The organism is Streptomyces sp. NPDC050121 (genome assembly GCF_044460385.1).
GTDB lineage: Bacteria > Actinomycetota > Actinomycetes > Streptomycetales > Streptomycetaceae > Streptomyces > Streptomyces soliscabiei.
On sequence record NZ_JBITJV010000003.1, the window covers coordinates 337,532 to 363,010 of the forward strand.

The following is a 25,479-nucleotide window of genomic DNA, read 5'->3' on the forward strand; positions in this document are numbered from 1 at the left end:
GACGTGCGATGTGATGGAGTGATGTGACTGAACCAACCCTTCTGATACAGGCATTCCATGCTTAGAGTGATGCTCTAACATGAGCGAAGTGAGGAGGTGTCCACGGCATGAGACTGACTCCCACGGAGCGGGACCGGCTGCTGCTCTTCGGAGCCGCCGAGCTGGCCCGCGCCCGCCGCGCCCGCGGTCTGCGGCTCAACGTGCCGGAGGCGACCGCGCTGATCGCGGACACCGTCTGCGAGGCCGCCCGCGACGGCGCCCGGCTCACGGAGGCCGTCGAGCGCGCCAGATCCGTGCTCGGCCCGGACGACGTGCTGCCGGGGGTCGCGGACGTCGTCACCGCGGTGCATGTCGAGGCGGTCTTCGACGACGGTTCGCGGCTCGCGGTCGTCAGCGACCCGATCGGCGGGCGTCTCGGTGAGCGGGCCCCGGGCGCGCTGCTGCCGGGTCCCCCGCACGCCGAGCCCGAGGCGGCCGTCCGGCTGACGGTCACCAACACCGCCACTGTGCCGGTCTCCGTCACCTCCCACTTCCACTTCTTCGAGGCCAACCCGCGGCTCGACTTCGCACGGGAGAGGGCCTACGGGATGCGGCTCGCCGTACCCGCCGGGTCGTCCGTGCGCTTCGGGCCGGGGGAGAGCCTGGAGGCCGGGCTGGTGCCCATCGGGGGCGACCGGATCGCCATCGGGTTCGCCGGTCTGGTCGACGGGGCACTGGACGCGCCCGGCGCCCGCGAGGAGGCCCTGCGCCGCGCCGCCGCCTGCGGCTACCTCGGCGTACCGGAAACACCTGATCAGGAGGTCGAGCGATGAGCCGTCCAGGCGGCCACCCCGCAGCGGCCCGCCGCCTCAGCCCGTACGAGTACGCCGCCACCCACGGCCCGCGCGCGGGCGACCGGATCCGGCTGGGCGACTCCGGCCTGACGATCCGCGTGGAGTCCGACTCCCAGCGCTACGGCGACGAGTTCCTCGCCGGGTTCGGCAAGACCGCCCGGGACGGACTGCACCTCAAGGCGGCCGCCGTCCGGGAGACCTGTGACGTGGTCGTCAGCAACGTCGTCGTGATCGACGCGGTGCTGGGGATCCGCAAGGTCTCCATCGGCATCAGGGAAGGCCGGATCTGCTCGGTCGGGCGGGCCGGAAACCCCGACACCCTCGACGGGGTCGACGTCGTCGTGGGCACCGGGACCTCGATCGTGTCCGGCGAGGGGCTCATCGCGACCGCCGGAGCCGTCGACCCCCACGTCCACCTGCTGTCGCCGCGGATCATGGAAGCCTCGCTCGCCTCCGGCGTCACCACGATCATCGGGCAGGAGTTCGGGCCCGTGTGGGGCGTCGGGGTCAACTCGCCGTGGGCGCTGCGGCACGCGTTCAACGCCTTCGACGCCTGGCCGGTCAACATCGGCTTCCTCGGGCGCGGTTCGTCCTCCTCCTCGGCGCCCTTGGTGGAGGCCCTCGCCGAGGGCGGCGCGTGCGGCTTCAAGGTGCACGAGGACATGGGCGCCCACACGCGCGCCCTGGACACCGCCTTGCGTGTCGCCGAGGAACACGACGTCCAAGTGGCCCTGCACAGCGACGGGTTGAACGAATGCCTGTCGGTCGAGGACACCCTGCGCGTGCTGGAGGGGCGGACCATCCACGCCTTCCACATCGAGGGCTGCGGCGGCGGACACGTCCCGAACGTGCTGAAGATGGCCGGCGTCCCGAACGTCATCGGCTCCTCCACCAACCCCACCCTCCCCTTCGGCCGGGACGCCGTCGCCGAGCACTACGACATGATCGTCTCCGTCCACGGTCTGAAGACCGACCTGCCCGGCGACGCCGCCATGGCCCGCGACCGCATCCGCGCCGGGACCATGGGCGCCGAGGACGTGCTGCACGACCTGGGCGCGATCGGCATCACGTCGTCGGACGCGCAGGGGATGGGGCGGGCCGGCGAGACCGTCCGCCGTACGTTCGCGATGGCCGGGAAGATGAAGGCCCAGTTCGGCGCACCCGACGACCACGACAACGAGCGCGTCCTGCGCTACCTGGCCAAGCTGACGATCAACCCGGCCATCGCGCACGGCCTCGCCCACGAGGTGGGATCGATCGAGGCCGGCAAGCTCGCCGACATCGTGCTGTGGCGGCCGGAGTACTTCGGCGCCAAGCCGCAACTGGTGCTCAAGGCCGGCTTCCCCGCGTACGGAGTGGTCGGTGACCCGGGCGCCGCCACCGACACCTGCGAACCCCTCGTCCTCGGCCCGCAGTTCGGAGCCCACGGCGCCACGCCCGCCGACATCTCGGTCGCCTTCGTCGCCCGGGCGGCCCTCGACCAGGCCGACGACTCGATGCCGACCCGGCGCCGCAGGGTCGCCGTACGGGGCACACGCGGCATCGGGCCGGCCGACCTGCGCCTCAACTCCCGTACCGGAGCGGTCGATGTGGACCAGCGCACGGGGCTGGTCACGCTCGACGGAGAGCCGCTGCGCTCCGAACCGGCCGAGTCCGTCTCCCTCAACCGCCTGTATTTCCTCTGAATGTCACAGCCTGTGAGGATCACTCATGTTCGCTGCCGCCGACGGCTTCCGCATGCCCGCCGAGTGGGCCCCGCACGAGCGCACCTGGATGGCGTGGCCGGGCCCGAACCCGACCTTCGACGATCCCGAGGACCTCGCCGCCGCGCGCGTCGCCTGGGCCTCGGTCGCCCGCGCGGTGCGCCGCTTCGAGCCGGTGACGATGGTGTGCGGCCCCGGACAGTCGGCCGAGGCGCGCGCTCTGCTCGGGCACGGCGTCGACACGGTCGAGCGGGACCTCGACGACGCCTGGATGCGCGACATCGGGCCCACGTTCCTCACCAACGACGCCGGTGAACTCGCCGCCGTGGACTGGACGTTCAACGGCTGGGGCGCCCAGGACTGGGCGCGCTGGGAGCACGACGCGAAGATCGCCGGGTACGTTGGCGGCCTCGCGGGCTCGGCGAAGACGTACACCTCGGAGCTCGTCAACGAAGGCGGCGCCATCCACGTCGACGGCGAGGGCACGGTCCTGCTGACGGAGACGGTCCAGCTCGGGCCGGAACGCAACCCGCACTGGACCCGCGAGCAGGTGGAGGCCGAGATCCACGCCCACCTCGGCACCCGCAAGGCGATCTGGCTGCCGCGCGGCCTCACCGGCGACTACCCTCCCCCACTGCCCGAAAGGCGTGGGGGGACCCCCAACGGCTTCGGCACCCTCGGCCATGTGGACATCGTCGCCGCGTTCGCCCGTCCCGGTGTGGTCGTGGCCCATGTGCAGCCGGACCCGGCCCACCCCGACCACGAGGTGACACGGGAGATCGTCGGTCTGCTGAAGGCGCAGACCGACGCGCGCGGCCGCCGCCTGGAGGTCGTCGAGGTGCCCGCCCCGACCGTCCTGGAGGCCGACGGCCGCTGGGCCGACTACTCCTACATCAACCACTATCTCTGCAACGGCGGCGTCCTCCTGTGCGGCTTCGACGACCCCCGGGACGAACTCGCGGCCGGCATCTTCCGCCGGTTGTTCCCGCGGCGCACGGTGACACTGGTGGACGCGCGGGCGATCTTCGCGGGCGGCGGCGGCATCCACTGCATCACGCAGCAGCAGCCCAGGGCCGTGGTCAGGTAGAACTTACGGGTGAATGTGCTGACCCGCGTCACCCGCGGAACACGGCTGACCCGGCCGCTGCGGCCGCGGCTCCTGCCCGAGACCGGCGGCTGCGGTGCGCCGGGGCGTGCGGCATGACCGCCCCGGGAGCCCGCCGCCGCACCCCCGCTCCGCCCCGCGAGGACGTGCTCGCCGCCGCCATGAACATGATCGCCGAGTGCGGTCTGGAGAAGCTCACCATGGCGGCGCTCGGCCGTGAGGTCGGGATGAGCAGCGGCCATCTCCTCTACTACTTCCGCTCCAAGGACGAACTACTGCTCCAGGCCCTGGAGTGGAGCGAGGGCCGGCTCGGCGTCGAGCGCGGCCGGCTGCTGACCCGCACCACGTCCGCCCGTGAGCGGCTTGACGCGTACGTCGACCTGTACGTGCCCGACGGCCACCGGGACCCGCACTGGACGCTGTGGCTGGAGGTCTGGAACCGCTCGCAGAACGCCGACGACGCGGCCCGCGACCGCCAGGCCGCGATCGAGGGCGCCTGGCACCGCGACCTGGTGGCACTGCTGGCGGAGGGGGTGTCGAGGGGCGAGTTCCGGCCGGTCGACCCGGACCGTTTCGCCGCCCGGCTGCGGGCGCTGCTCGACGGGTTCTCCATCCATGTGGCGATCGGACTGCGGGGCACGGACCGGGTGCACGTCCTGCGCCACGTAGGGGAGTTCCTGGACGACAGCCTCCTCGCGGCCTCCTGAGTCCTGTGGCGCGCCGTGCGTCTGCCTCGTAGGAGCCGACGATTCGCTCGATTCAATCGTCATCACACTTGAATCGAGCGTATGGATCCGGCATTGTGCTCGAACAAGCGCAATGCCTGCCGTTTACGCAGGAGAGAGAGGTGTCGGATGGACGACATCGACCGGGCCATCCTGCGGGAGCTGCAGGTCGACGGCCGGATCCCTTACGCCGATCTGGGTCCGAAGGTGGGGTTGTCGCCCTCGGCCGCGAGGCTCCGGCTGCAGCGGCTGATCGACACCAAGGCGGTCCAGGTCGTCGGAGTGACCGACCCGATGACCATGGGCCGGCAGACGATGGCACTCCTGGGCCTGCGCATCGACGGCGATCCCAGGGCGGTCGCCGAGGAACTCTCCCGGCACGACGAAGTCGTGTACACGGTCCTGACGGCCGGCGGCTTCGACCTGTTCGCCGAGGTGGTGTGCGCTCAGCCCCGGGATCTTCTGGACTTCGTCAACGACGTCGTGCGGCCCGTCGAGGGTGTCGCGTCCGTGGAGAGCTTCCCCTACTTCGCGATTCACACCCACCGCTTCCTGTGGCACGTCGACTGAGGCATTCGAGCGTCCGAGCCCTGTTCGCCCGCACCAGCCGAGGGAACCCACATGCTGCCCGACGAGTACCGCACGATCGACTTCTTCACCGAGGACGCCCTTCCCGTACCCCGCTTGGCGCCGGAAGAGGCCGAGCTCATCGCTGCCGAACACCTCGGCATCACCGCTCGCGCGCAGGCGCTGGGCAGCCAGCAGGACGCCAACTTCCTGCTGCACGCCGACGACGGGACGCCCACGGCGATTCTGAAGATCGCCAACCCCGCCTTCGGCACGGTGGAGATCGAAGCCCAGGACGCGGCAGCCGACCTGATCGCCTCGGCCCGCCCGGAACTGCGCATCGCCACGGTCCTGCGCCGCCCCGACGGCTCCCCGCGGCGCACGACGGTGGACACCGACAACGGCCCGGCCGTCGCGCGCCTGCTGCGCCACTTGCCCGGAGGCACCCTCTCGGGACCACGGCACCTTTCCCCCGGCGCCGTGGCCGGCATGGGCACGATCGCCGGAAAGGTCAGCACCGCCCTGCGCGACTTCCGGCACCCGGGCCTCGACCGCGTGCTCCAGTGGGACCCGCGGCACGCCGATCGCGTCGTCGCCAAGCTCGCCGGGCACATCGACGAACCCGACCGGCGCACCGCCGTCCGGACCGCGACCGCCGAGGCCTGGGCACAGGTCCACGAGCTCGCCGCCACGCTGCCGTCGCAGGCCGTGCACCTGGACCTCACCGACGACAATCTGATCCGCCGTCCCGACAGCCGTCCGCCCATGCCGGACGGGGTCATCGACTTCGGTGACGTGACCACGAGCTGGGCGGTCGGCGAACTCGCCGTGTCACTGTCCTCGATACTCCACCACGACGGTATGGAGCCCCACCATGTGCTGCCGGCCGTCCGCGCCTTCCACGCCGTTCGGCCGCTCTGCCCCGAGGAAGCCGAGGCGGTGTGGCCGCTCGTGGTCCTGCGCGCCGCCGTCCTGGCGGCCAGCGGGCGGCACCAGGCCGCCGTCGACGAGGACAACGCCTACGCCAAGGCCGCGCTCGACCGCGAATGGCGCATCTTCGAACAGGCCACCCGCCTGCCCCTGCCGGTGATGACCCGCCTCATCAGGGACGCGACCGGCACGGCCGACGTGCCTGCCAGGACCGCGCAGGCCGGTGCGCCGGTGCGCCCTCTCCTGCGGGACCTCTCCGCCGCCGACATCACCGTCCTCGACCTGTCCACCGACGCCGATTCCATGGACCACGGAGCCTGGACCGACGCCGGCACCGAGGCCCGGCTGGTGACCTCCGCGTTCGCGGACGGAGCGGCCGCCGTCGCCACCCGGTACGCCCAGGCGCGACTCACCCGGACACCGGCGCTGTCGGCGCTGTCCAGCGCCACCGTGCCCACCGGACTCGACCTCTGGCTCGGCCGGGACGCCGTGGTGCAGGCGCCCGCCGCGGGGAAGGTCCTCGCCGCGACGCCGGGCCACGTGGAACTCACCTACGGCGCGCAGACACTGTCGCTGACCTTCCCCCGCACGGTCCAGCCCCTGGTCACCACCGGTGCGACGGTGCGGGCGGGCGAGGACATCACCCATCTCGGCCCCGGCGCCTCGGTCCACGTCGCGCTGCGCGACGCCGACGGCCCCGCCGCCCCGCGCCTGGTCCGTCCGGAGTACGCCGCCGGCTGGCTCGCGCTCACCGCCGACCCCGCCCCGCTCCTCGGCCTCCCGGCCGACTCCGGCCGTACGCGCGACAGGGACCTGCTCGACCGGCGTGACGCCGCGTTCGCCACCGTGCAGGAGCACTACTACGCCAACCCGCCGCGTATCGAACGCGGTTGGCGCCACCATCTGCTGTCCACCGACGGCCGGTCGTACCTCGACATCGTCAACAACGTCACCCCACTGGGCCACGCCCACCCCCGCGTCGAGCGGGCCGTCTCCCGGCAGTTGCGACGGCTCAACACCAACTCGCGCTTCCACTACGCCTCCGTGGTGGAGTTCACCGAGCGCCTGGCCGCCCTTCTCCCCGACCCGCTGGACACGGTGTTCCTCGTCAACTCCGGTTCGGAAGCGGTGGATCTGGGTCTTCGCCTGGCCATCGGAGCCTCCGGCCGGTCCGACGTCGTCGCGCTGCGCGAGGCGTACCACGGCTGGACGTACGCCTCCGACGCGGTCTCCACCTCGCTCCAGGACAACCCGAACGCCCTGGCCACCCGCCCGAGCTGGGTGCACACCGTGGACTCGCCCAACTCCTACCGCGGCCGCCACCGCGGAGCGGATGCCGTGCGCTACGCACCCGAGGCCGTCGCGGTGATCGACGAACTGGCCGCTGCCGGCCGCCCGGCGGGAGCGTTCATCGGCGAGACCTTCTACGGCAACGCCGGAGGAGTCGCCCTTCCCGACGGCTATCTCGCCCAGGTGTACGCGGCGGTACGACGTCACGGCGGCCTGGCCGTCGCCGACGAGGTCCAGGTCGGATACGGCCGCCTGGGACACTGGTTCTGGGGCTTCGAGCAGCAGCAGGTCGTCCCCGACATCGTCTGTGTCGCCAAGGCCATGGGCAACGGACACCCCCTCGGCGCCGTCATCACGTCCAGGGCGGTCGCGGACCGGTACCGCGACCAGGGCTACTTCTTCTCCTCCACCGGCGGCAGCCCCGTCTCCAGCATCGTGGGCCTCACCGTCCTGGACACCCTGCGCGACGAGGACCTCCAGGGCAACGCGGCGCGCGTCGGCGGCCATCTGAAAAGCCGGCTCGAGGCACTGGCCGACCGCTACGGCATCATCGGCGCCGTCCACGGCTCGGGCCTCTACCTCGGCCTCGAACTCGTCCGGGACCGCGCCGGCCTGGAACCCGCCACACAGGAGACCGCCGAACTCTGCGACCGCATGCTCGACCTCGGAGTGATCGTCCAGCCCACCGGGGACCACCTCAACATCCTCAAGATCAAACCACCGCTGTGCATCGACACCGCCGCGGCCGACTTCTTCACCGACATGCTCGACCTGGCCCTCACCCAGCTCGGCCACTCCCGCTGACGCCGCGCCGGCGGGCGGGTTCGCGTTCTTGACTTGCTCCTCGGGCTGAAGGGCGAGGAGCAAGTCAATGTCCAAAGTCTCTGCGGCCGGCGACGTGCCCACGTGCACCGCTCACCGGGAAAGGCCGTATCAGCCGGAGTCCGGGACTCCGTATAGGAGTTCGTCGCCTGCGGGGAAGCGGGCGGTGCCGCCCTCCTCCCATGTGACCACGATGGCCAGCCCGCCCATGGGTCCCCGGTCGGTGTTCGCCGTTCTGACCGTGCGCCACACGCCCTCGTAACCGATCACGTCACCGGGGGTGATGAGGGCCGCGCGTTTCGTCGGGACGTTCAGTCGAGCTCTGCGGGGTGGACGTGCTTCAAAGGGGCGTCCCATTCGATGCCACCCCCTTTGGGGCGGATGTACGCGGTCCGGCTGATGACCCTTCCGGTGTCCTTCAGGCGTTCCTCGATCACGTCCTGGAGTTCACCGGTGCGTCCCGAGACCTTGTCTTCGACGAGCGTGCCCTGCGGATAAGGCAACTCGCCGTGACTGAGCATTGTTGCGGGGTTCTCGATCTGTGTCATGCTCCCTCGTCCCAGCTGGGCATACGTGTGTTACCCAAGACAACTGCCGCCGAGGGAAGCCAACTTGCACAGCTCTTGCACAAGGGCCGGGTGCTGGAGGGGCGGAGTGAGACGATGGGACACAACGGACGTCGAGCGGGGAAGACGCACAGTATGAGCGCGATCAAGATTCCCGGACCTGGTACGAACGTGGCCGTCTGCCGCAAGGCACGTGGCATCAGCCAGGTCGCCCTTGCCCGGCGGGCGGGTGTGTCGGTTTCACTCCTCAGCAAGATCGAGATCGGTGATCGCGCTCTCACGCAGGGCATCGCGGCCTCTCTCGCGCAGGCCATGGGGCTCACGCTCGATGAGCTGCTGGGCACGGAACCCGTCGCCAAGACGGATGAAGCCAGCCTGGCCGCGCTCAACTACGCCATCCGGCGATTCGACATCCCGGACGCCCCGCCGCTCCACCCCGAGGACCTGCCACGCGAACTGGCGGCGCTGAACGAGCACCGCTACCGCACCGAACTGGGGGCCGTTCTTCAGAAGCTGCCCGGGGTGCTGACGAGGTCGACCGGCTACGCGCACGCCACGCAGTCGCCGGACGCCTGGACCCGCGTCGCGGACGTGTACTCGGTGGTCTACTGGCTGGCCGCCCGGCACCGCTGGATGCACCTCGCCGAATTGGCCGTGATGAAGCAGCGGTTGGCGGCCGAGCGTGCCCACCCGATCGCCGCCACGGTGGCAGCTCGCGACGAGGCCGGAGCCTTCCTCAACTCGGGTGACTTCGCGGGAGGACTGGCCATCGTCGATCGGGCGATCGTCGAGGCCGAGTCGATGCTCGAGGGCCACGACCGGGCATACGGCCTGGGCATCCTGCACCTGCGCGGCCTGACGCTGGCCGGTCGCCTCAAGGACAAGCGGACGGTCCAGCAGCACATCGACGCCGCATGGCGGGTGGCCGACGAGTTCGCCGAGGACATCGAGGATCACGGAATCCACTTCGGGCCGGAGAACACGGCGGTGCACGTGATCTCCACGACGTCCGATCTGGAGGACCACCGTCGCGCGCTGGACACGGCCGACGACCTGGTCCGGGGTGGCCTGACGCTTCCGGCGACGAGGGTCGGGCCGTTGCACATGAACATCAGCCGGTCTCAGCTCGCCCTGGGCGACCGGGACGCTGCCCTTGAATCGCTCGAAGAAGCGTGGAACGTCGCTCCCGAGATGGCCCGCGTCCACCCGACGAGCCAGGAGCTCATGCGCGTACTGACCTCACTGCACCGCCGGAGCAACCCGAGGCTGACACGGCTGGCCAAGCGCGCGGGTGTGCCCTTCTGATCGGCCAGCCAAGGCGCGCGCTCCAGCTAGGCTCAGAAGATCACTGTTTTTAGACCACGCGAGGGGCCATGGCCGTCACATACTTGATGCTCGCGCGGGTGCCTGAAGGAGGCTTGGGTGCGTTCGACGCGTATGAAAGTGCCGTCCTGCCACTCCTCGCCGAGTACGGAGGGTGTCTTCAGCGCCGACTGCGCACGCTGGATGACCGGGTCGAGGCCCACCTTGTGACCTTTCCCGACAGTGAGGCGCTCGATGCCTACCGAGCGGATCCCCGGCGTTCCACCGCTGCACCATTGCTGGAGTCGTCTGGGGCAGTGATCGAACTACTCGCGGTGCGCGACGTGGAGTGATGGCCCCCCTGTCTGTAGCGCGACCGCCTACGCGCGGCCGCCGTCAAGACTGTATGAACGACCGTTGACGAACGCTGACCATCCGGCGTCATGGACACTTCTGGCCAGCCTGGTGCGCGCGTCCTTTGACCGCCAGGTCTTCCACGCCGATCGCTTGGTTGTCGCGGATCAGCTCATCCGACCGTGGGCCGTGGAACACCGCGCCCCCGCCACCCGGGTACGGGTGCGGGGGCGCGGACGCCCGCGTCAGCAGGGCTGACGCGGGTTTTCCGGCTATGCCTCCTCGCGAGATCTCGCCGATCTCACCACAAGGACCATGGACCACACGAAGAGCAGGGTCCCCGGGGTCATGAGGAGGGCGTCCCCCAGCAGCCGGTGGCCGGAGGGGATGCGTGAGGCGGCGATGAGGCATATCCCCACGCCGGCCATCAGGCTGATCCGGACCGGAAAGGCCGTCCCGGACCTGCGGCGCCGCGGTGACCAGTCGATACCGCGCACACGGAGCAAGCCGTCTGCGATCAGGAAAGCTCCCACTGCGAACCCCGTGACATACGTGACGACGTCTGCGGTGCCGGTGTTCATGCTCGGACTCGCCTCATTTCTGTGCTGATCGCTTGAATCTCGAATCGTGCCGCGGCGAGTCGGGAAACCGTCCCGCCGCGGCACGGTCACATGGGGGGACTACCGGTGCCAGACGTAACCCCCGACCGGCGCCCAGTGCTTGTGCCAGCTCCAGTTCGACCAGGTCCAGTACGCGGCAAAGTACACCCGGAAGTAGATGCCGTGGTTGTGTCCCGCGTCATCGATCCAGTCCAGGCCGGCCGCCGTGACGTAGGCGACGGCCGAGATGGCCCCGCACACCGCCGCCGCCGGCGCACCGATGAGCGAGAAGAGGCCGGCGGCCGCGCAGGCGCCCGCGACCGTGGCACCGAACACCAGGGCGTCGATCAGCATGGTGGTGGCGTACTCGCTCAGGTAGAGCGAGCACGTCTTGTGGTAGGTGCCGCTGTAGCACGTACCGTACGTGCTGGTGCCCTCGGGGTCGTACTGCGTGAGCGGGTTCTGGTCGCCGTAGTCGTAGGAGTTGGCGGAACCGCCGGACACCGAGTCGACCTGACCGAACCGTCCCGTGGCCGTGTTGTAGCCGCGAGCGCCCATCAGGATCTGGCCGCCGAGCGCCAGGCCGGAGCGCTGCGCTCCGCCCTGCCAGCCGTACGTGCCAGGCGCACCGGTCTCCGCGGCGCCGAACTCGCTGTAGGTGAAGGTGCCGGTGACCGAGGAGGCGGCCGCCGGGTCCACCGTCGCCATCACGTCGCCGTGCAGGCTGACGAGCTGGAGTGTCGTCCCGGAGTTGGTGACCTGGGCGGCGAGGCCCGTGACCGTGGCGACGTTGCGGCTCCACCCGCCCGCCGAGTCGGACGTCCACGCGGGGGTGTCCGCGCCGGTCGCGTAGTGGTTGGTGTAGGTCAGGCCGGTCGCGCTGTCGGAGTACGACGCCTGCCGGTTGCCCTGGGGGTCGAGCTGCCAGTTGAGCGTGCGCGAACCCTGGGTCTGGCCCGCGAGCATGCTGTTGGCGTAGTAGGTGGCGGTGAGGTCGCTGCCCGAGGCGTCCACCGCCGGGGTGGTGGTGATGTCTCCCTGGGTGTCGTAGGTGTAGCCGGCGTTGACCAGCCGGTCGGCGGCGTCGTAGACCGAGGACGCCGTCGTGGTGGTGCCGCTCTGGCAGCTGCCGTCGACCGCGGGCAGTCCGGTCGTCGCGGAGAGCCGGTTGGAGTCGGCGTCGTAGCCGTAGCCGCGGGTGGTGCACTGGCTGGACTGGGTGTCGGTGACGGCACTCAGGCGGTCGGCCGCGTCATAGCTGTAGGTCTGGTTGCTGTTCAGCGTCGAGCGGTCGACCCAGTCACCGAAGGCGTTGGTGTCGATGCTGTCGGTGAGGGGGCTGGTCCAGTTGCTGTTCGTGTAAGTGAGGTCGGTGGCCGTCCCCGTGGCGTCGTAGGTGTAGGCGCCCACGGTGCCGTCGGGGTAGTTCTGGGTGACGACGCTGCCGTCCGGGTCGTAGGCGAAGGTGAACGTGCCGGCCTGGGAGTCGGCCTCCGTGGTCACCGCGCCGGTGTGGTTGGAGCCACCGTTGTAGGTGAGGGTCGCGGTGCCCTTGCCGTCGTCACGGGTGAGGACCCGGTCCGCCAGGTCGTAGGTGAACTGGCTGACGTTTCCGGAGGCGTCGGTGTAGCTGGTGACGTTGCCGAAGTCGTCGTACGCGGTCTTCAGCTCGGCCGTGACGGCGCCGCCGGCGTCGAGGTTCTGCCTCGAGGTGGGCAGGCCGCTGGTGTCGCTGTAGACGTTCTTGGACGCCGGGACCGCGGTGCCCATGCCGGTGCCGGCGGTGGCCAGCGTGGAGCCGGCCGGCCGGCCCGCCGCGTCGTAGGTCGAGGTGGCGGTGCGGGTCGCGGTGGTGCCGGCGGCGGTCGTCCAGGTCTCGGTCTGGGTGAGCGGCTCCAGGTAGACGTTGTAGGTGTACTGGGTGGTCTTCAGGCCTGCCAGGCCGCTGGTTCCGGGCTGGGCGGCGGGCTTGGTCTTGCAGACCAGGTTGGCCCAGGCGGGCTTGTTGCCGCAGTCCGAGTCGGCGCTGTTGGCGCCGGCGGTGTAGTAGACGGTGCGCGTGGTGCCGGCGCCGTTGCCGCCGGAGTTGCTCGGCATACGGGACTCGACGGGCAGGGACTGGCCGCTGTAGAGATTGGCGTCCTCGTTGTACGTCGTCGTCCTGACGATGCCGAGGTGGCCGGTGCCGGGGTCGGTCACCGTCTGCAGCGGGGTGTGCAGCGTCCAGCCGGTGTTGTCCGTGCCGATGCTGTAAAGGTTCTGGGTGACCCGGGCGTCGGTGTCGGAGGCGCCGGGGATGTCGGCGCCGACACTGGCGGTCGTCGTCTGGGTGGTCACCAGGCCGTAGGGCTGACCGTTGGCGTCGCGGTCGCTGTTCGGGGCGCCCTCGTCGTAGGTGTTGTGCGTGTGTGTGCGGATGGCCTGCAGGACGCCACCGGTGCTCGCCTGGCGGGCGGGACCGTAGACGTCGAGCAGCTGGCTGCCGTCGGCCGAGTACAGGTACCGCATGTCGAGCTGGTTCGCGGTGCCGGCAGGGTCCGCCGCGGCCAGGGCGGTGGCCCGGTTGGCCGCGGACAGCTCGCGCACGGTGTTGCCGTACTGGTCGTACTCGGTGGTGGTGATGTTCCAGCCGTTGTTGTAGGCGGCGGTGTTCACCTCGCGGCCGTTGGCGTCGTAGTACAGGATCTGCGCGTACGTCCAGTCGGACGGCGGGGTGCCGCTCGGCGCGTGGTCCGGCGGGAAGACGGCGACGGCAGAGACCGGGGCGTCCTGCTGGCCCCAGGTCGCGGCGGTGGTCGCGTCCAGGTTCGCCGGGCCGCCGGCCGTGGTGGTCAGCGGAACGCTGTAGACGACCACGGTCTTGGCGGAACCGCTGCCGTGCGCGGCGTCATGCGCGCGGGTGACGGAGGTCAGCTTGCCGTAGTCAGCGCTGCCCGACGTGGTGTTGTACGTCATGGTCCACGGGGCGAGGGTTCCGGCCGTGGACTGGGCGGGGCTGATCGAGGTGAGACGCCCGAAGTCGGAGCTGCCGGCGGTCTCGTTGTAGGTGTACGTGTTCTTCAGCGCGGGGCTGATCCGCGGGTCCCACTCCGCGATGAGCCGGCCGGAGGCGTCGTAGCTGTAGCTCGCCACGGCGGTCCGGGTGAGGGTGGCGCCGTCGGAGGTGACGAAGTCGACTTCCGACACGTTCTTGGTCGTGCTGTCGTACGTGAGCTGCAGGGCGCGGCAGCCCGCGTCCCAGGTGCTCGCCGACGGCGGGTTGGGGCAGGCCGTGGTGCTGGGGGTGCCGGCGGGCGCGTTGGCGTCCGGGGCTATGACCAGGACGGGCTTGCCGTAGGCCGGGTCGGTGCTCGTCGCGTCGTACACGTAGCCGGTGGCGTTGTTGCCTCCGCCGGGCCGGGTCACGGACGACGGCAGGTAGCTGCCGGCGGCGGAGCCCGCCGGGTGGGTGAAGGTGACGACGACGCCGCCCTCGCCGGTCAGCGTGAAGGCGCCCGACTTCTTCGTCAGGGTCAGCCCGAGGCCGGCCGCGGTGCCCTGTGCGGTGTACGAGGTGACGCCGCTGCCGTCGGTGGCGCCGGTGGCGAAGGTCAGCTCGGAGCCGTCGGCGCGGGTCAGCACTACGTAGCTGCTGGACTCGGTGACCGAGGACCAGGCCGCGCCGGTGCCGATCACCGGCAGGGTCGTGGTCCAGCCCGGCCCGAAGAGGGACGGGGCCGCGGGGGCGAGGGAGTTGAAGGTACGGCTGACGGTCAGACCGCTGTTGAAGGAGGCGATCGTGGCGTCGGTCGCGCGGACGGAGGCGTTGCCCGACTGCAGGCCCACGGTGACCGGTCCGGCATTGGTGGTGCCGAAGTCGACGCCGGTGCCGAGCCGGTCCAGGGTGACGTTGACCGGCAACGTGGTGATCGCGTTGTTGCCGGCGGAGTCGGTGAAGACCGCCTGGATCTGGAGCAGACCGTCATCGGCGACCGTGTGGGTGACGCTCCAGGTCAGCGCCGGCGACTGCACACCGCCGGTGACGGAGTTCACGGCCACCGGCCAGGTGACGGCCGAAGTGCCGTTCTTCACGTCCCCGGCGGGGATGTTCACGAAGCTCCCGCTGGCGCCCTGGCGGTACTGGAAGGTGACCTTCGCGGAACCGGCCGGGGCGTTGGCCTGCAGGGGGAACGTGGTGGAGGTGGTGTCCTGGTCCTTCGGGGAGGTCAAGCCCGCCGTGCCCACGCCGAAGGAGAAGGCCGTGACGGTGGACTGGTTGTACGAGTCGTCGAAGGTCTTCCCGTACAGCGTGTGCCAGCCGTTGACGGGGTTGATCGAGACGGTGAGCGGGTCACCGCCGGTGCCGTTCGGGTCGGCCAGCTTGGTGGTCGGGTTGGCGTTGTCCAGGGACCAGTAGTAGCCGGCGCCGTCCGTGGACGTGCTGTCCAGGGTGCAGATCTCGGTGCCGGTGTGGGAGGACCACGCTCCGGCCGTGAAGTCGGGGCAGGTGATGGTCGGCGCGTTCGGCGGGGTGACGTTGAAGCCGAACTTGCCGTAGCCGGACCATGCGCTGGTGTCCGTGCCGTCGGATGCCTGGACCCGCCACTGGATGTGCGGGCGGGTCGAGCCGATCACGGTCGACGGCATGGTGACCGAGCCGGTCGTGCCCGAGGCCACCGTCTTGGTGCCGGTCCACATCACTCCGGTGCCCTCGGAGGTGTAGGCCGGGTCGTGGGAGACCTCGAACGTCAGCGTGACGTTGCCGCCGTCCGCGTCCGTGGACTTCGCCGAGAACGTCGGTGACGCCGACGTCGACTTGATGGTGTTGACGGTGGTGGTCACGAGCGGGGACGCGGCCATGCCGGTCGGCGTACCGGGCAGCGAGTTGTACGTGACCGTCAGGTGGGGCTCGACCGAATCGTCACCGGAGACGTAGTTGGCCGAGCGGAAGCGCCGCCAGGTCAGGGAGTCCGTCTCCGAGGCGCCGCGGACCTGGAACCCGTAGTTGGTCGAAGCACCGGATGTCCAGGACCTGACGATGTTGTCGACGTCCCAGTGCATGTTGCCCGCGGGGCATGACGAGCTGTAGCCCAGGGCGGCGGTGTTGGTGACGGCATCGGTGGTCGTCGTGCCCGGCTGGGCGCCCCAAGTGACCGTGGAGGAGTCCCAGTTCGTCGTGATACGGCGCACCTGCACACCCGCACCGGCGGTGGAGCAGGTGGACGAGTAGTACGAGTACAGCTGCAGGTCCGTGTCGGTGATGTGCTTGCCCGCGAACTTGGACACGTCGAACTTCAGGTACGAACGGGCGAGGTCCGTACCACCGTCGTAGGTGCCGGCCTTCAGTTCGGCGGAGGATATCTGGGAGTCCGGGTAGTCCGGGTTCTGCACCCAGGTGTCGGTGGTCACGGCCAGGGTCGTGGCCGGGTCGACGATCACCGGGTACGTCAGGTCCGGCTTCGCGAAGAACGCGGGGGACGGCGACAGCAGCAGCGCACTGTCGGCGGCCTTGCTGCCGCGCTTCACCTCGGTGGGGATGGTGGCGACATTGCGCGGCCCGCCCGAACGCGGGTCACGGGAGGAGTCCCACATCGACGGCGCGGGCGCTGAGGCGACCAGCTTGCCGGCCTTGTTGCGCAGACCGAGATGGCCCGCCTTGTCACTGGAGAGCGCCAGCCCGGAGGTGTGGGTGGGCAGGTCGAACTTCAGCGGCTTGACCGGGGCCTGCCGGATGATCAGGACGTGCGAGAACCCGGTGGGCAGCGCCGTCACCTTGAGGTCCACGCCCGGCTGGACGTTGGGGTAGGTGGCGCTGTCGCCGGACACCGTCGGCCGCGGAAGGCGGCCCGGCCAGGAGACCCCGAAGGCGCGCGCGTCCTGCTGGATCGAGGCGAACGAGCCGGTGCCGCCGTTGGATATGGATATATCGGCCGCGGCCCACTTGGGGTGCCACGCACCGGACTTCTCGTCCTGGACGAGCGTGGTGTCGATCGAGTGCCACGTCCCGGAAGCCCGGTCCTTGACCCGTACGGGGCCCGGGGTCTCGGCCGTGGTCCACGTGCCGTCCGGGTTGGCGAAGGTCTGCGAGGTCTCGGCGCGCTCCGAGACCACCTCGACCCGCGTCTTCTGCTTGCGGGCCGCCATCATCGCCGACAGCGGGTCGGGCCGCTCCGTCACGAGCGGAGCCTTCGAACTCTTCCCGGAGGCGGCCTGGGCCGGCGTTGCGAGCGCCGTCCCGAGCATGGTGGACAGCATGGCGGTCGTTGTGACCGCCGCCGCCCATCTTCTTACACGGGGCCCTAGGGCCCCACCAGCAATGTCACGTGCGAACACGAATCCGGCCTTTCCACCCAAGGTGTGAAGCGCTCCCAAGGGCAGTGACTGTTCAAGATCACTCCGAGGGGGCGTGTGAATATCTCAGGTGCGAATCGCCGTCGATCCCGGCTGCGTATGGGAAGAGTGGGGTTTGGTCAAGCCAAACCCAAAAAATGGCCTGATCGTGCCGAGGTGGCGCCGCTATGGAACTCCGGCGGTCGTCCGAATTGCAAGGGTTTGAGGGCAATGGGCGCCTGACGTGGCCGTTCGGGGGTGGGGTCCGGCAACCTCCCGTCTCGGCAGGGCGATTGCCTGTTCTTTAGGGAAGATCATCGTGAATCGGGACAGATCTGCAGGGAGTTCGACCCACCGCCCATCTCCTCGGGTATCGATGCGTGCTGCAGGCCGTCGGGCGTGGGATGGCCTGCCTGTTCAGCCAGCTGCCGGCTGTTCTTTCGGGCCACCGGGGCGAGTAGTGCGCGCACGTGGTCCCGCATGCGGCGGCGTGGTTCGACGCGGCCGAAGTGGTGCCCGATGGTGGTGAAGAGGTGGTCCGGGTCGCGGTCCCGGCGGGGTTGTCAGCGGCTGGCCGCGAAAGGTTGTTGAGTGTGCGTAACCATGAGGGAGTGGTGACGTTATCAGCGTATGAAGACGGCCACCATGCCCTCGGTGGACGCCGGGCGGACACCGGCCCGCGGGGACGGCGGCCGGTCCGCCGCCCGGCCGCCGGACGGCGTGCAGCAGCTCACTGGGCCCCCATGACGCGCGGTGCAGCCCGCCGTCGGACTCGGAGGGTTCGGCGGCCGACGTGTCCAGGTCGATGCGCACGGTACGGACGGTTCCCGTGAACTCGTTGTCGAGGACGGGGTAGTCGTCGGTCACCGGCGTGCTCAGGTCCACTCCGACGTCGAGCGTCCGCACCTCGTGCCGTCCCGGTGTCAGGGGCCGGTCGCCGCGCACGGTGTACAGGCTCATCCCGAAGTAGCTGTAGACGTAGGCCGGTCTTCCGTCGGTGACGTACAGGGACCAGCCGCCGAACCGGCCCCCCTGCGCGATGAGCACGCCCTGCGCGGTCGTTCGCGGCACCACACGCCACCACCGGCCGATCGGACCGCCGCGCGGCGACGATTCGTCCCGAGGGACCGCACACACCTGCTCCGCGCGGTGGAAAGGCAAACCTTCCGGCGGCCGACGTCCACAGCCCGAGTGAATCATCCGGCTTTCCGCTCGGTGCCGGTGGTTGAGTCTCGTACGGTCGGCGTCATGCTGAGGTTGGGGAAGGCACCGGACCCGCTCGGAGTCCGGACGAGTGGCTGCCGTTGGACCAGAGCCGCCCAGGGTGGTGGGCGGGCGAGCGCCGGGCGGTGCGGATGATGTCGATCGGACCGTTCGTCGGCTGCTGGGTGCTGACGGTGTCCCTGCTGATCCGGGTCGGGGGCGCGTACGGACGGGTACGGACACGGCTGCTGCTGTTGGCCGGCTCCGCGGCCGCCGGCGGTGTCTATCGGGTCGCGATCGCCGTCCTGTCGGATCGACCGGCGCCGGGGCTGGACTCCCGAAGCCTGGTCGGTCTGGCGGTGGTCACCGGAGTGACGGTCGCGGTCGGGCTGGGGATGGCCGGTCTGGTGGTCGCGGCCGATGCCGGCACCGGTAGACACGCGTGGCTGCGGCGCCTGCTGGACGGGACCGTCACGGCCGGGGCCGTGTTCCTTTCGGGATGGGTGCTCCTGGGTAGGGGCGGTGATGGCTGGCGGCCCGAGACGGGGATGGTGGGCTTACTGTGGACTGCGGAAGTGGTGTTCCTCAGTTTTCTGCTCGCCCTGCGCCGCCTCGTACGGAGCGACCAGCAGGCCACGTTGTGGGTGGCGATCGTCGGACTGTCCCTCATGCTGATCGGCGACACCGTGCGACTGTGGACGGTCGGCCCGCACGGTCCCGAGGGGACGTCCCTGCTGGCCGACGGCTGCGATACCGCAGGACTGCTGGTCGTCGGAGTCGCCGCCTGGGTGCCCGGCGGGGCGAGCGTCCTGGGCGCCGGCCGGCCGGCGCTGCGGTCCGGGATGGAAGGCGCCGCGGCGTTCATTCCCCTGACCGTGTGCACGGTGACGGCGCTGGGATACGCGTTGGCGCCCCTTGCCAGCGACCCGGTGCCGCTGTGGGTCGGCGGGACGGCGCTGCTCGGCCTCTGGGCACGCCAGACGTTCCTGCCGGGCAGGAACGCCGGAGAGGACGAGTGAGGCAACCGGCCGGACCGGGAGGCCGGCGGCGTGGACGTGACCCGCACGTGCGGTCACTCCATGGCCAGGCCGCCGTGGATGTCGCGGACCTGCACCACGTTCGGTCCGCCACGTTGTCCGGGCGCTTAGGGCCTGTCCGGCGGATCAAGTCGCAGGAGGGCGTGCCATCCCCCGCGTCTGCGGCATGATCCGCCGGACAGGCCCTAGCCCGCCGACGAGCAGCCGGCTGTACACGCTGTCCAGGCCGAGCGGGCCCCCGCCGTGGTGCGGCTTCTCCGTCATGTCGGCTTCCCCTTCACCGGGTTGGCGAGCGCGACGCCGGCCAGGACCGTGTTGGTGGCCGAGATCAGCGTGGTCAGCGCCGCGGTACGCGGCGCGACCCGGCCGCTCAGACTCAGCGTGGCCGCCGTCGCGGTGTCACTGCCGTGGATCAGGACGCCGTCGCGCAGGCTCTCCCGCAACCGCTCGTCGCGGTGGGTCAGCAGATCGAGGCCGAGCAGGATCGTACGGATCCCGAGCCGGAACGCGTACACGGCCGCCGGACTGGGCGGCTCACGGTCGGGGTCGAGGCGCCGGATGAGCAGTTCGGGTGCGAGCAGTCCGGCGGCCCCGTTGACGATGCGGATGCCGGCGAACGCGTACACCGGGACAGCCCGAGCGACGGCTTTACCGGGAGTCTTGCAGAAAGCCCCGGCGTGAACGACTCCGTTGGGGAATGTGCCATCGACAAGACGAACGACACGGCACTGCTCGAATCACGCCTTTCCCAACGGAGTCGTTCACGCCGGGGATGAATGCATCTCAAGGCTGCTCTGACGTGCACCTTAGTGGTCGGCTCCGGAAGTCCTTCGGGGGTTGACGGGAGGTTCGTCAGGCGCGCACCCGGGATGGTGGTAGGGATTGCCCCAGGGCGGATGCACCTGCTGACCGGGCTGTAGGCGGGTGCGGTCGTACGTAGCGTCGGCGACATGAATTCCCCATACCCAGAACGCAGTTCACGTTCCGCGTTTCGTTGGCTGAGCACCGGGATGGTCCTGGCCGGCCTGGCCGCTACGACGGTGACGGCCGGAGCCGCCTCGGCGGGGGCGGTGCCCCGAAGCGATCGCGGAGGGTTGGTATCCGCTCAGCGGGTGAGCACGCCGGCAGACACCGCACCGGCCACGGCCACCGCACACACGCGGTCCTTCCAAGGCACGCTCCCCGCGCCGATCGGCCCCTACGCCGCCGGCGAGGACGTCATCCACCTCACCGACGCGAGCCGTCCCGACCCGTGGGTGCCGTCATCCGGCCCCCGCCAACTGACCGTCACGATGGTCTACCCGGCCGTCCCCGGGACCGGGACTCCGGCCCCTTATATGACCCTCGCCGAGGCAGCCGGATCCCTCCAGCGCCGGAAGTTGCCGGCGAGCTCCGGCGTCACCCCGCAGAACCTTTCCAGCGTCACCACTCACGCCTTCGACGGCGCGCGGCCGCAGAGGGGCAAGTATCCGCTGGCGGTCCTCTCACCCGCGTACGAGGACCCGCGCATGGTGCTCACCTCACTCGCGACCGACCTGGCCAGTCACGGCTACGTCGTCGCGCTCGTCGGCCACACCTACGAGGACAGCGGCGAGACGCTGGCGAACGGCCAGACGCCGCCGTGCGCGATCTGCGATGACCCGGCGCTCGACTTCGACTCCGTCGCCGCCAGCCGCGCACTGGACGTGTCCTTCGTGATCGACCAGTTGACGCATGGCAATACCGCGTGGCGCCTGGCACACCTCATCGACAAGCACGAGATCGGCATGGCCGGACACTCCCTCGGCGGAGCGGCGGCGGCCGCCACGATGATCGCCGACCCGCGAGTACGGGCCGGAGTGAACATGGACGGCGCCTTCCACCCGGCCCCGATGCCCGGCCAGATCAACCGGCCGTTCCTCATGCTGGGTGCGGCCGACAACCACCCGGTCGGCGGCCACGACACCACGTGGGGGCAGACCTGGGCCGCCCTCGGCGGCTACAAGAAGTGGCTGACGGTCGCCGGCGCCGACCACTTCAGCTTCAGCGACCTGGACCTGCTTCTGGAGGAGGCCGGGTTCCCGACGCCGCCCCTCTCCCCGGAACGCGGGGTGATGATCACCCGCGAGTACGTGACAGCGTTCTTCGACCAGACGCTGAAGAGGATCCACAGTCCGCTGCTGGACGGCCCCTCGCCGAACAATCCGGAAGTACTCTTCCAGAACTAGTGTGGTGCGCCGAAATCAGCGGGAGCTGTCGCGCAAGGCCAAGGGATCGAAGAACCGGGCCAAGGCCCGTATCAAGGTCGCACGCCAGCACGCCAAGGTGACGGACCGGCGCCGGGACTTCCACCACAAGGCATCCACACAGATCATTCGCGACAACCAAGCGGTGTACGTGGAAAGCCTCGCGGTGTCCGGTCTCGGGCGTACCCGGCTCGCCAAGTCCGTGCACGATGCGGGATGGTCCGCGTTCGTCGGCATGCTGGAGTACAAGGCGGCTCTGCACGGCCGCACCTTCGCCAAGGTGGACCGCGCCTTCCCGTCCTCTCAGGTCTGCTCGGCCTGCGGATTCAGGGACGGCCCCAAGCCCCTGCACGTCCGGGAATGGACGTGCAGCGTATGCGGCACCGTGCACGACCGCGACCACAACGCAGCACGCAACGTCCTCTTCGAAGGACGCCGAATCGTCGCCACCGGACGGGTGGAGACGCCAAACGCCTGTGGAGCGCCGGTAAGACGGGCACACGTGCCCGCACAGCGCGTTGAAGCAGGAAGCCCCCGGAAGGGACAGACGACTCAGGCCGGAATCCCTGGACTTTAGGCCAGGGAGCACGTCAAGGGAGGCCATCACGTCTCCTGACGGTGCGGTGATTCATGCGGTGACGGGTGACTGTCGCCACACCCCCCGCCGGGGGAGACAAACACCCCGGAAAAACTGCGATTAACACACTATGGAAACCAGGGTTCTCCTGCACCTCGAGCCCCGGGACTTCACCGCGAGCCCCGGAGCCCGCGTGGACCGCCGCCCCCTGCGCCGCTCAGGTCAGCGCCTCCTGAAGCGCCTCCTGCGGCGCGGGGACGGGAAGCTCGCCCGAGCCCCGGACGATCAGACGGGTGGGGACGGTGAGGGTGCGGGCGCGGGAGCGGTCGCCGTCGAGCCGGGTCAGCGCGGTCGTCGCGGCCGCCCGGCCGAGGGCCTCCGCGTCCTGGGCGACGACCGTCAGAGCCGGCTCGAGCGCCTCGGCGAGCGACACGTCGTCGAAGGAGACGAGGGCCACGTGCTTGCGCCTGCTGCGGGCCAGTTCGGCGACTATGCCCAGCGCCATGATGTTGTTCCCGGCGAACAGGGCGGTCGGTGGATCGGCCAGGCCGAGGAGTTGGGCGGTCGCGGTCTCGGCGCCCCGCTGGTCGTGGGCGTTGGTGACGAGCGAGCGGTCGTAGGGGATGTCGGCCTCCTGCAGCGCCGAGCGGTAGCCGGCCAGCCGCTCCCGGCGGGTGTACAGCTTCGGGGGCAGATCGCCGACGAAGCCGATGCGCCGGTGTCCTTGCGCGACGAGATGGGCGACGCCGTCGTGGGCTCCGGCACGGTTGGAGCTGACGATGCTGTCCGTGACGAGACCGACCCCGGGTCGGTCGAGGAACATCACGGGAAGTCCCGCCGTACGGTGGGACTTCAGGTGGGAGTGGTCGGCGCCGACGGACGGGACGACCATCAGGATGCTGACGCGGCGGGCGAGGAACTTGTCCGTCAGGGCGCGTTCACGTGCCGGGTCGTCCGCCGAGGAGCCCATCAGCAGGGTCAGTCCGCGTTCGCGGACGGTGTCCTCGATGGCGCGGGCCACGGCCCCGAAGAAGGGGTTGGCGAGGTCGGGAATGACCAGACCGATGGTGGTGTCCGGGCCGCCGACGCGGATGTTGCGGGCCATGAGGTTCGGCTGGAAGCCGAGCTTGGCCACTGCGGCCAGCACCTGTTCCCTCGTCTGCGCGGAGGCGGGTCCGTCCTCGTTGAGGACTCGGGACACCGTCTTGGCGCTGACGCCGACTTCGCGGGCGACGTCGGCCAGGGTAGGGCGGCGGTTCGCTGCCATGGAGGAAACCGTCTCCTGAGGGCTCTCGTTTCTGGCCGCGGCCTCGGCCGGAAACTGCGAGAGCCGGGTTGTGCTGTCAGGTGGCCTGGACTCCGGCGGCCTTCGCGGCCTCCGAATCCGCTACGACAGTATCTCCGGCCTCGTCGATGCTGAGCGCCCCGGTCATGATGGCGACCACCTCGGCCATGGAGTAGTCGGACGGCTTGATCAGGGCGGCGCGCCGGCCCAGCCGGTGGACGTGGATCCGGTCGGCGATCTCGAAGACATGGGGCATGTTGTGGCTGATCAGCACGACCGGCATGCCCTGGTCGCGGACACGGCGGATGAGGTCCAGCACCTGGCCGGACTCCTTCACGCCGAGGGCGGCGGTCGGTTCGTCCATGACGACGACGCTGCGGGCCCAGGCGACGGAACGGGCGACCGCGACGGCCTGGCGCTGTCCGCCGGAGAGCGTCTCCACCGACTGCGTCAGCGAGCGCAGCCCGATCTTCAGGTCGGCCATGTGCTCGGCGGCCTCCTGACGCATGCGCTTCTTGTCCAACATGCGGAAGACACTGCCGAGGACGCCCGGCCGGCGCAGCTCGCGCCCGAGGAACACGTTGGAGGCGATGTCCATGGAGGCGGCCACGGCGAGGTCCTGATACACCGTCTCGATGCCGTGGGCGCGGGCGCTCTGCGGACCGGAGAAGGTGATGGGTTCGCCGTTGAGCCGGATCTCGCCGGCGTCCGGGACCACCGCGCCGGTGAGCGCCTTGATCAGGCTGGTCTTGCCGGCGCCGTTGTCGCCGATGACGGCGAGGACCTCGCCGGGCAGCAGGTCGAAGTCGGCGCCGTCGATGGCGGTGACGTGACCGTAGCGCTTGACCAGACCGCGGGCCTGCAGCACGGGCGTGGGGGAGGAGGTGGCGGTCATCGTGCCTTCTTCCGGGAGATCTGGTCGACGGTCACCGCGAGGATCACCAGGACGCCGGTGATCAGGGTCTGGTAGATGGAGGCGACGCCCATCAGCTGCAGGCCGTTGCGGAACACGCCGACGATGAGGACGCCGATGAAGGTGCCCAGGACCGAGCCGCGGCCGCCGAACAGGCTGGTGCCGCCGAGGACCACCGCGGTGATGCTGTCGAGGTTGTCGGTCTGCCCGGCCTGCGGGTCGCCGACTCCGGTGCGGGAGATGAGCAGCAGGGCGGCGATGCCGTACAGCAGTCCGGCCACGGTGTAGATGCCGATGGTGAGGCGGGAGGTGCGGATGCCGTTGAGGCGGGCGGCCTCGGCGCTGTTGCCCAGGGCGTAGACGTGCCGGCCCCAGCCGGTGCTGCTGAGGGTGTAGGCGAGGAGCAGGAACAGGGCGATGGTGACCAGGGAGCCGTAGGTGATGTCCGTGTGGCCCAGCGGGAAGGTCTCCCCGAGGGCCGTCAGCGGGCCGGGCAGGCTGGTGACCGTCTGCTCCGCGGAGTAGATGTGGGTCAGCGCGAACGCCACGTTGAGCATGCCGAGGGTGACGATGAACGGCGGCAGCGGGATCTTCTGCACCAGCAGCCCGTTGAGCAGTCCGAAGCCGCCGCAGACGGCGATGCCCAGGGCGATGGCGAGCAGCGGGGGCAGGGAGCCCTCGGCGGCCATCTTGGCGATCACGATGCTGCCGAAGGCCATCACGGCGCCGCACGACAGGTCGATGCCCGCGGTGAGGATGATCAGGGTCTGTCCGATGGCGAGGGTGCCCACGACCATGACCTGCTGCACGATCAGCGAGAAGTTCCCGCCGGTCAGGAACTGGTCGGAGGAGAAGGAGAAGAAGGCGCAGGCCAGCAGGAGGGCGACCAGGGGGCCGGTGGTCGGCGCGGTCAGCAGTCTGCGGGCCGTGGTCGGCGCTTTGAGCTCGGCATAGGGCGAGGACGTGCTCGGGGGCGTGGTCGTGGCTGTCATGCGAAAAGTCCTTGTCGGAAGACAAGGGGGCGGCCGCCCCGGGTCGGGGAGGGGTCGGGGCGGCCGCCCCGCTGAGAGGGAGAGACGTTTCGTACGATCCTTGGGAGCGTCCAAGAAGCGGTAGGGGCGCGGGGAACTGCGC

Annotated in this window: 18 protein-coding genes and 2 pseudogenes; 11 read left to right on the forward strand and 9 right to left on the reverse strand. The window is 70.1% G+C overall.

The annotated features are described in order from the left end of the window. The first annotated feature begins 107 nt into the window (after positions 1-107). From ureA to ACIBTS_RS06325, 6 genes are all read left to right on the forward strand, one after another. Complete coding sequence (gene ureA, locus ACIBTS_RS06300) at positions 108-812, forward strand: urease subunit gamma (protein ID WP_399316965.1); 705 nt, start codon at positions 108-110, stop codon at positions 810-812. Further along, positions 809-2,518 (forward strand): urease subunit alpha, encoded by a 1,710-nt coding sequence (locus tag ACIBTS_RS06305; RefSeq protein WP_399316966.1) that lies wholly within the window; start codon positions 809-811, stop codon positions 2,516-2,518. The genes ureA and ACIBTS_RS06305 overlap by 4 nt, the downstream gene beginning before the upstream one ends. 25 nt (positions 2,519-2,543) lie before the next feature. Next, entirely contained in the window at positions 2,544-3,623 is a 1,080-nt protein-coding gene (locus ACIBTS_RS06310) for an agmatine/peptidylarginine deiminase (RefSeq protein ID WP_399316968.1), read from the forward strand. Positions 3,624-3,736: 113 nt separating this feature from the next. Next, on the forward strand, positions 3,737-4,348 hold the full coding sequence (locus ACIBTS_RS06315) for a TetR/AcrR family transcriptional regulator (RefSeq protein WP_399316969.1): 612 nt from the start codon (positions 3,737-3,739) through the stop codon (positions 4,346-4,348). A 147-nt stretch (positions 4,349-4,495) separates the two neighbouring features. After that, positions 4,496-4,936 (forward strand): Lrp/AsnC family transcriptional regulator, encoded by a 441-nt coding sequence (locus ACIBTS_RS06320; RefSeq protein WP_399316971.1) that lies wholly within the window; start codon positions 4,496-4,498, stop codon positions 4,934-4,936. Positions 4,937-4,987: 51 nt separating this feature from the next. Beyond that, positions 4,988-7,957 (forward strand): aminotransferase, encoded by a 2,970-nt coding sequence (locus ACIBTS_RS06325; RefSeq protein WP_399316972.1) that lies wholly within the window; start codon positions 4,988-4,990, stop codon positions 7,955-7,957. A 129-nt stretch (positions 7,958-8,086) separates the two neighbouring features. Here ACIBTS_RS06325 and ACIBTS_RS06330 read toward each other — a convergent pair whose 3' ends face one another. Beyond that, positions 8,087-8,245: a hypothetical protein gene (locus ACIBTS_RS06330; protein ID WP_399316974.1), complete on the reverse strand. Its 159-nt coding sequence runs from the start codon at positions 8,243-8,245 to the stop codon at positions 8,087-8,089. 41 nt (positions 8,246-8,286) lie between these two features. Beyond that, positions 8,287-8,523: a hypothetical protein gene (locus tag ACIBTS_RS06335; protein ID WP_399316976.1), complete on the reverse strand. Its 237-nt coding sequence runs from the start codon at positions 8,521-8,523 to the stop codon at positions 8,287-8,289. A gap of 153 nt (positions 8,524-8,676) precedes the next feature. Here ACIBTS_RS06335 and ACIBTS_RS06340 point away from each other — a divergent pair, with 153 nt between their 5' ends. Continuing rightward, positions 8,677-9,846 carry a helix-turn-helix domain-containing protein gene (locus tag ACIBTS_RS06340; protein ID WP_399316977.1) on the forward strand — a complete coding sequence of 390 codons (1,170 nt, stop codon included), beginning with the start codon at positions 8,677-8,679 and terminating at the stop codon, positions 9,844-9,846. A gap of 113 nt (positions 9,847-9,959) precedes the next feature. Continuing rightward, a complete protein-coding gene (locus ACIBTS_RS06345) occupies positions 9,960-10,196 on the forward strand; it encodes a hypothetical protein (protein WP_399316979.1) in 237 nt (78 codons plus the stop codon). A 51-nt stretch (positions 10,197-10,247) separates the two neighbouring features. Here ACIBTS_RS06345 and ACIBTS_RS06350 read toward each other — a convergent pair. From ACIBTS_RS06350 to ACIBTS_RS06360, 3 genes and pseudogenes are all read right to left on the reverse strand, one after another. After that, a pseudogene (locus ACIBTS_RS06350) lies at positions 10,248-10,392 on the reverse strand (RNA-guided endonuclease TnpB family protein); the annotation flags it as partial. Positions 10,393-10,469: 77 nt separating this feature from the next. Continuing rightward, the gene (locus tag ACIBTS_RS06355; protein WP_399316981.1) at positions 10,470-10,778 is read right to left on the reverse strand and encodes a hypothetical protein; all 309 of its coding nucleotides are present in this window, start codon (positions 10,776-10,778) and stop codon (positions 10,470-10,472) included. 99 nt (positions 10,779-10,877) lie between these two features. Then, entirely contained in the window at positions 10,878-17,030 is a 6,153-nt protein-coding gene (locus ACIBTS_RS06360) for a DNRLRE domain-containing protein (protein ID WP_399316983.1), read from the reverse strand. 1,433 nt (positions 17,031-18,463) lie between these two features. On the opposite strand from ACIBTS_RS06360, the gene ACIBTS_RS06365 reads away from it, so the two are divergent. Then, positions 18,464-19,327: a hypothetical protein gene (locus ACIBTS_RS06365; RefSeq protein WP_399316985.1), complete on the forward strand. Its 864-nt coding sequence runs from the start codon at positions 18,464-18,466 to the stop codon at positions 19,325-19,327. Between the two features lie 278 nt (positions 19,328-19,605). Here ACIBTS_RS06365 and ACIBTS_RS06370 read toward each other — a convergent pair whose 3' ends face one another. Continuing rightward, entirely contained in the window at positions 19,606-19,971 is a 366-nt protein-coding gene (locus ACIBTS_RS06370; RefSeq protein ID WP_399316987.1) for a hypothetical protein, read from the reverse strand. Between the two features lie 486 nt (positions 19,972-20,457). On the opposite strand from ACIBTS_RS06370, the gene ACIBTS_RS06375 reads away from it, so the two are divergent. Together ACIBTS_RS06375 and ACIBTS_RS06380 are read left to right on the forward strand one after the other, a co-directional pair. Continuing rightward, positions 20,458-21,552, forward strand: coding sequence for an alpha/beta hydrolase (locus ACIBTS_RS06375; protein ID WP_334580358.1), 1,095 nt, complete (start codon positions 20,458-20,460; stop codon positions 21,550-21,552). 4 nt (positions 21,553-21,556) lie between these two features. Next, positions 21,557-22,147, forward strand: a pseudogene (locus ACIBTS_RS06380) (RNA-guided endonuclease TnpB family protein); the annotation flags it as partial. 217 nt (positions 22,148-22,364) lie between these two features. Here the strand turns inward: ACIBTS_RS06380 and ACIBTS_RS06385 are convergent. The 3 genes from ACIBTS_RS06385 to ACIBTS_RS06395 all read right to left on the reverse strand — a co-directional run bounded on the left by ACIBTS_RS06385 (position 22,365) and on the right by ACIBTS_RS06395 (position 25,337). Next, entirely contained in the window at positions 22,365-23,414 is a 1,050-nt protein-coding gene (locus ACIBTS_RS06385; RefSeq protein WP_399316989.1) for a LacI family DNA-binding transcriptional regulator, read from the reverse strand. 76 nt (positions 23,415-23,490) lie between these two features. Beyond that, positions 23,491-24,327 (reverse strand): ATP-binding cassette domain-containing protein, encoded by an 837-nt coding sequence (locus ACIBTS_RS06390; protein WP_079662531.1) that lies wholly within the window; start codon positions 24,325-24,327, stop codon positions 23,491-23,493. After that, positions 24,324-25,337, reverse strand: coding sequence for an ABC transporter permease (locus ACIBTS_RS06395; RefSeq protein ID WP_319671719.1), 1,014 nt, complete (start codon positions 25,335-25,337; stop codon positions 24,324-24,326). The genes ACIBTS_RS06390 and ACIBTS_RS06395 overlap by 4 nt, the downstream gene beginning before the upstream one ends. Between the last annotated feature and the right edge of the window lie 142 nt (positions 25,338-25,479).

Bases quoted from the DNA above. Each gene is read 5' to 3' on its own strand.
- ACIBTS_RS06385 (WP_399316989.1), bottom strand. From the start codon at position 23,414: ATGGCAGCGAACCGCCGCCCTACCCTGGCCGACGTCGCCCGCGAAGTC.
- ACIBTS_RS06340 (WP_399316977.1), top strand. From the start codon at position 8,677: ATGAGCGCGATCAAGATTCCCGGACCTGGTACGAACGTGGCCGTCTGC.
- ACIBTS_RS06310 (WP_399316968.1), top strand. From the start codon at position 2,544: ATGTTCGCTGCCGCCGACGGCTTCCGCATGCCCGCCGAGTGGGCCCCG.
- ACIBTS_RS06325 (WP_399316972.1), top strand. From the start codon at position 4,988: ATGCTGCCCGACGAGTACCGCACGATCGACTTCTTCACCGAGGACGCC.
- ACIBTS_RS06355 (WP_399316981.1), bottom strand. From the start codon at position 10,778: ATGAACACCGGCACCGCAGACGTCGTCACGTATGTCACGGGGTTCGCA.
- ACIBTS_RS06335 (WP_399316976.1), bottom strand. From the start codon at position 8,523: ATGACACAGATCGAGAACCCCGCAACAATGCTCAGTCACGGCGAGTTG.
- ACIBTS_RS06360 (WP_399316983.1), bottom strand. From the start codon at position 17,030: ATGCTGTCCACCATGCTCGGGACGGCGCTCGCAACGCCGGCCCAGGCC.
- ACIBTS_RS06365 (WP_399316985.1), top strand. From the start codon at position 18,464: ATGTCGATCGGACCGTTCGTCGGCTGCTGGGTGCTGACGGTGTCCCTG.
- ACIBTS_RS06395 (WP_319671719.1), bottom strand. From the start codon at position 25,337: ATGACAGCCACGACCACGCCCCCGAGCACGTCCTCGCCCTATGCCGAG.
- ACIBTS_RS06320 (WP_399316971.1), top strand. From the start codon at position 4,496: ATGGACGACATCGACCGGGCCATCCTGCGGGAGCTGCAGGTCGACGGC.
- ureA (WP_399316965.1), top strand. From the start codon at position 108: ATGAGACTGACTCCCACGGAGCGGGACCGGCTGCTGCTCTTCGGAGCC.
- ACIBTS_RS06315 (WP_399316969.1), top strand. From the start codon at position 3,737: ATGACCGCCCCGGGAGCCCGCCGCCGCACCCCCGCTCCGCCCCGCGAG.
- ACIBTS_RS06305 (WP_399316966.1), top strand. From the start codon at position 809: ATGAGCCGTCCAGGCGGCCACCCCGCAGCGGCCCGCCGCCTCAGCCCG.
- ACIBTS_RS06390 (WP_079662531.1), bottom strand. From the start codon at position 24,327: ATGACCGCCACCTCCTCCCCCACGCCCGTGCTGCAGGCCCGCGGTCTG.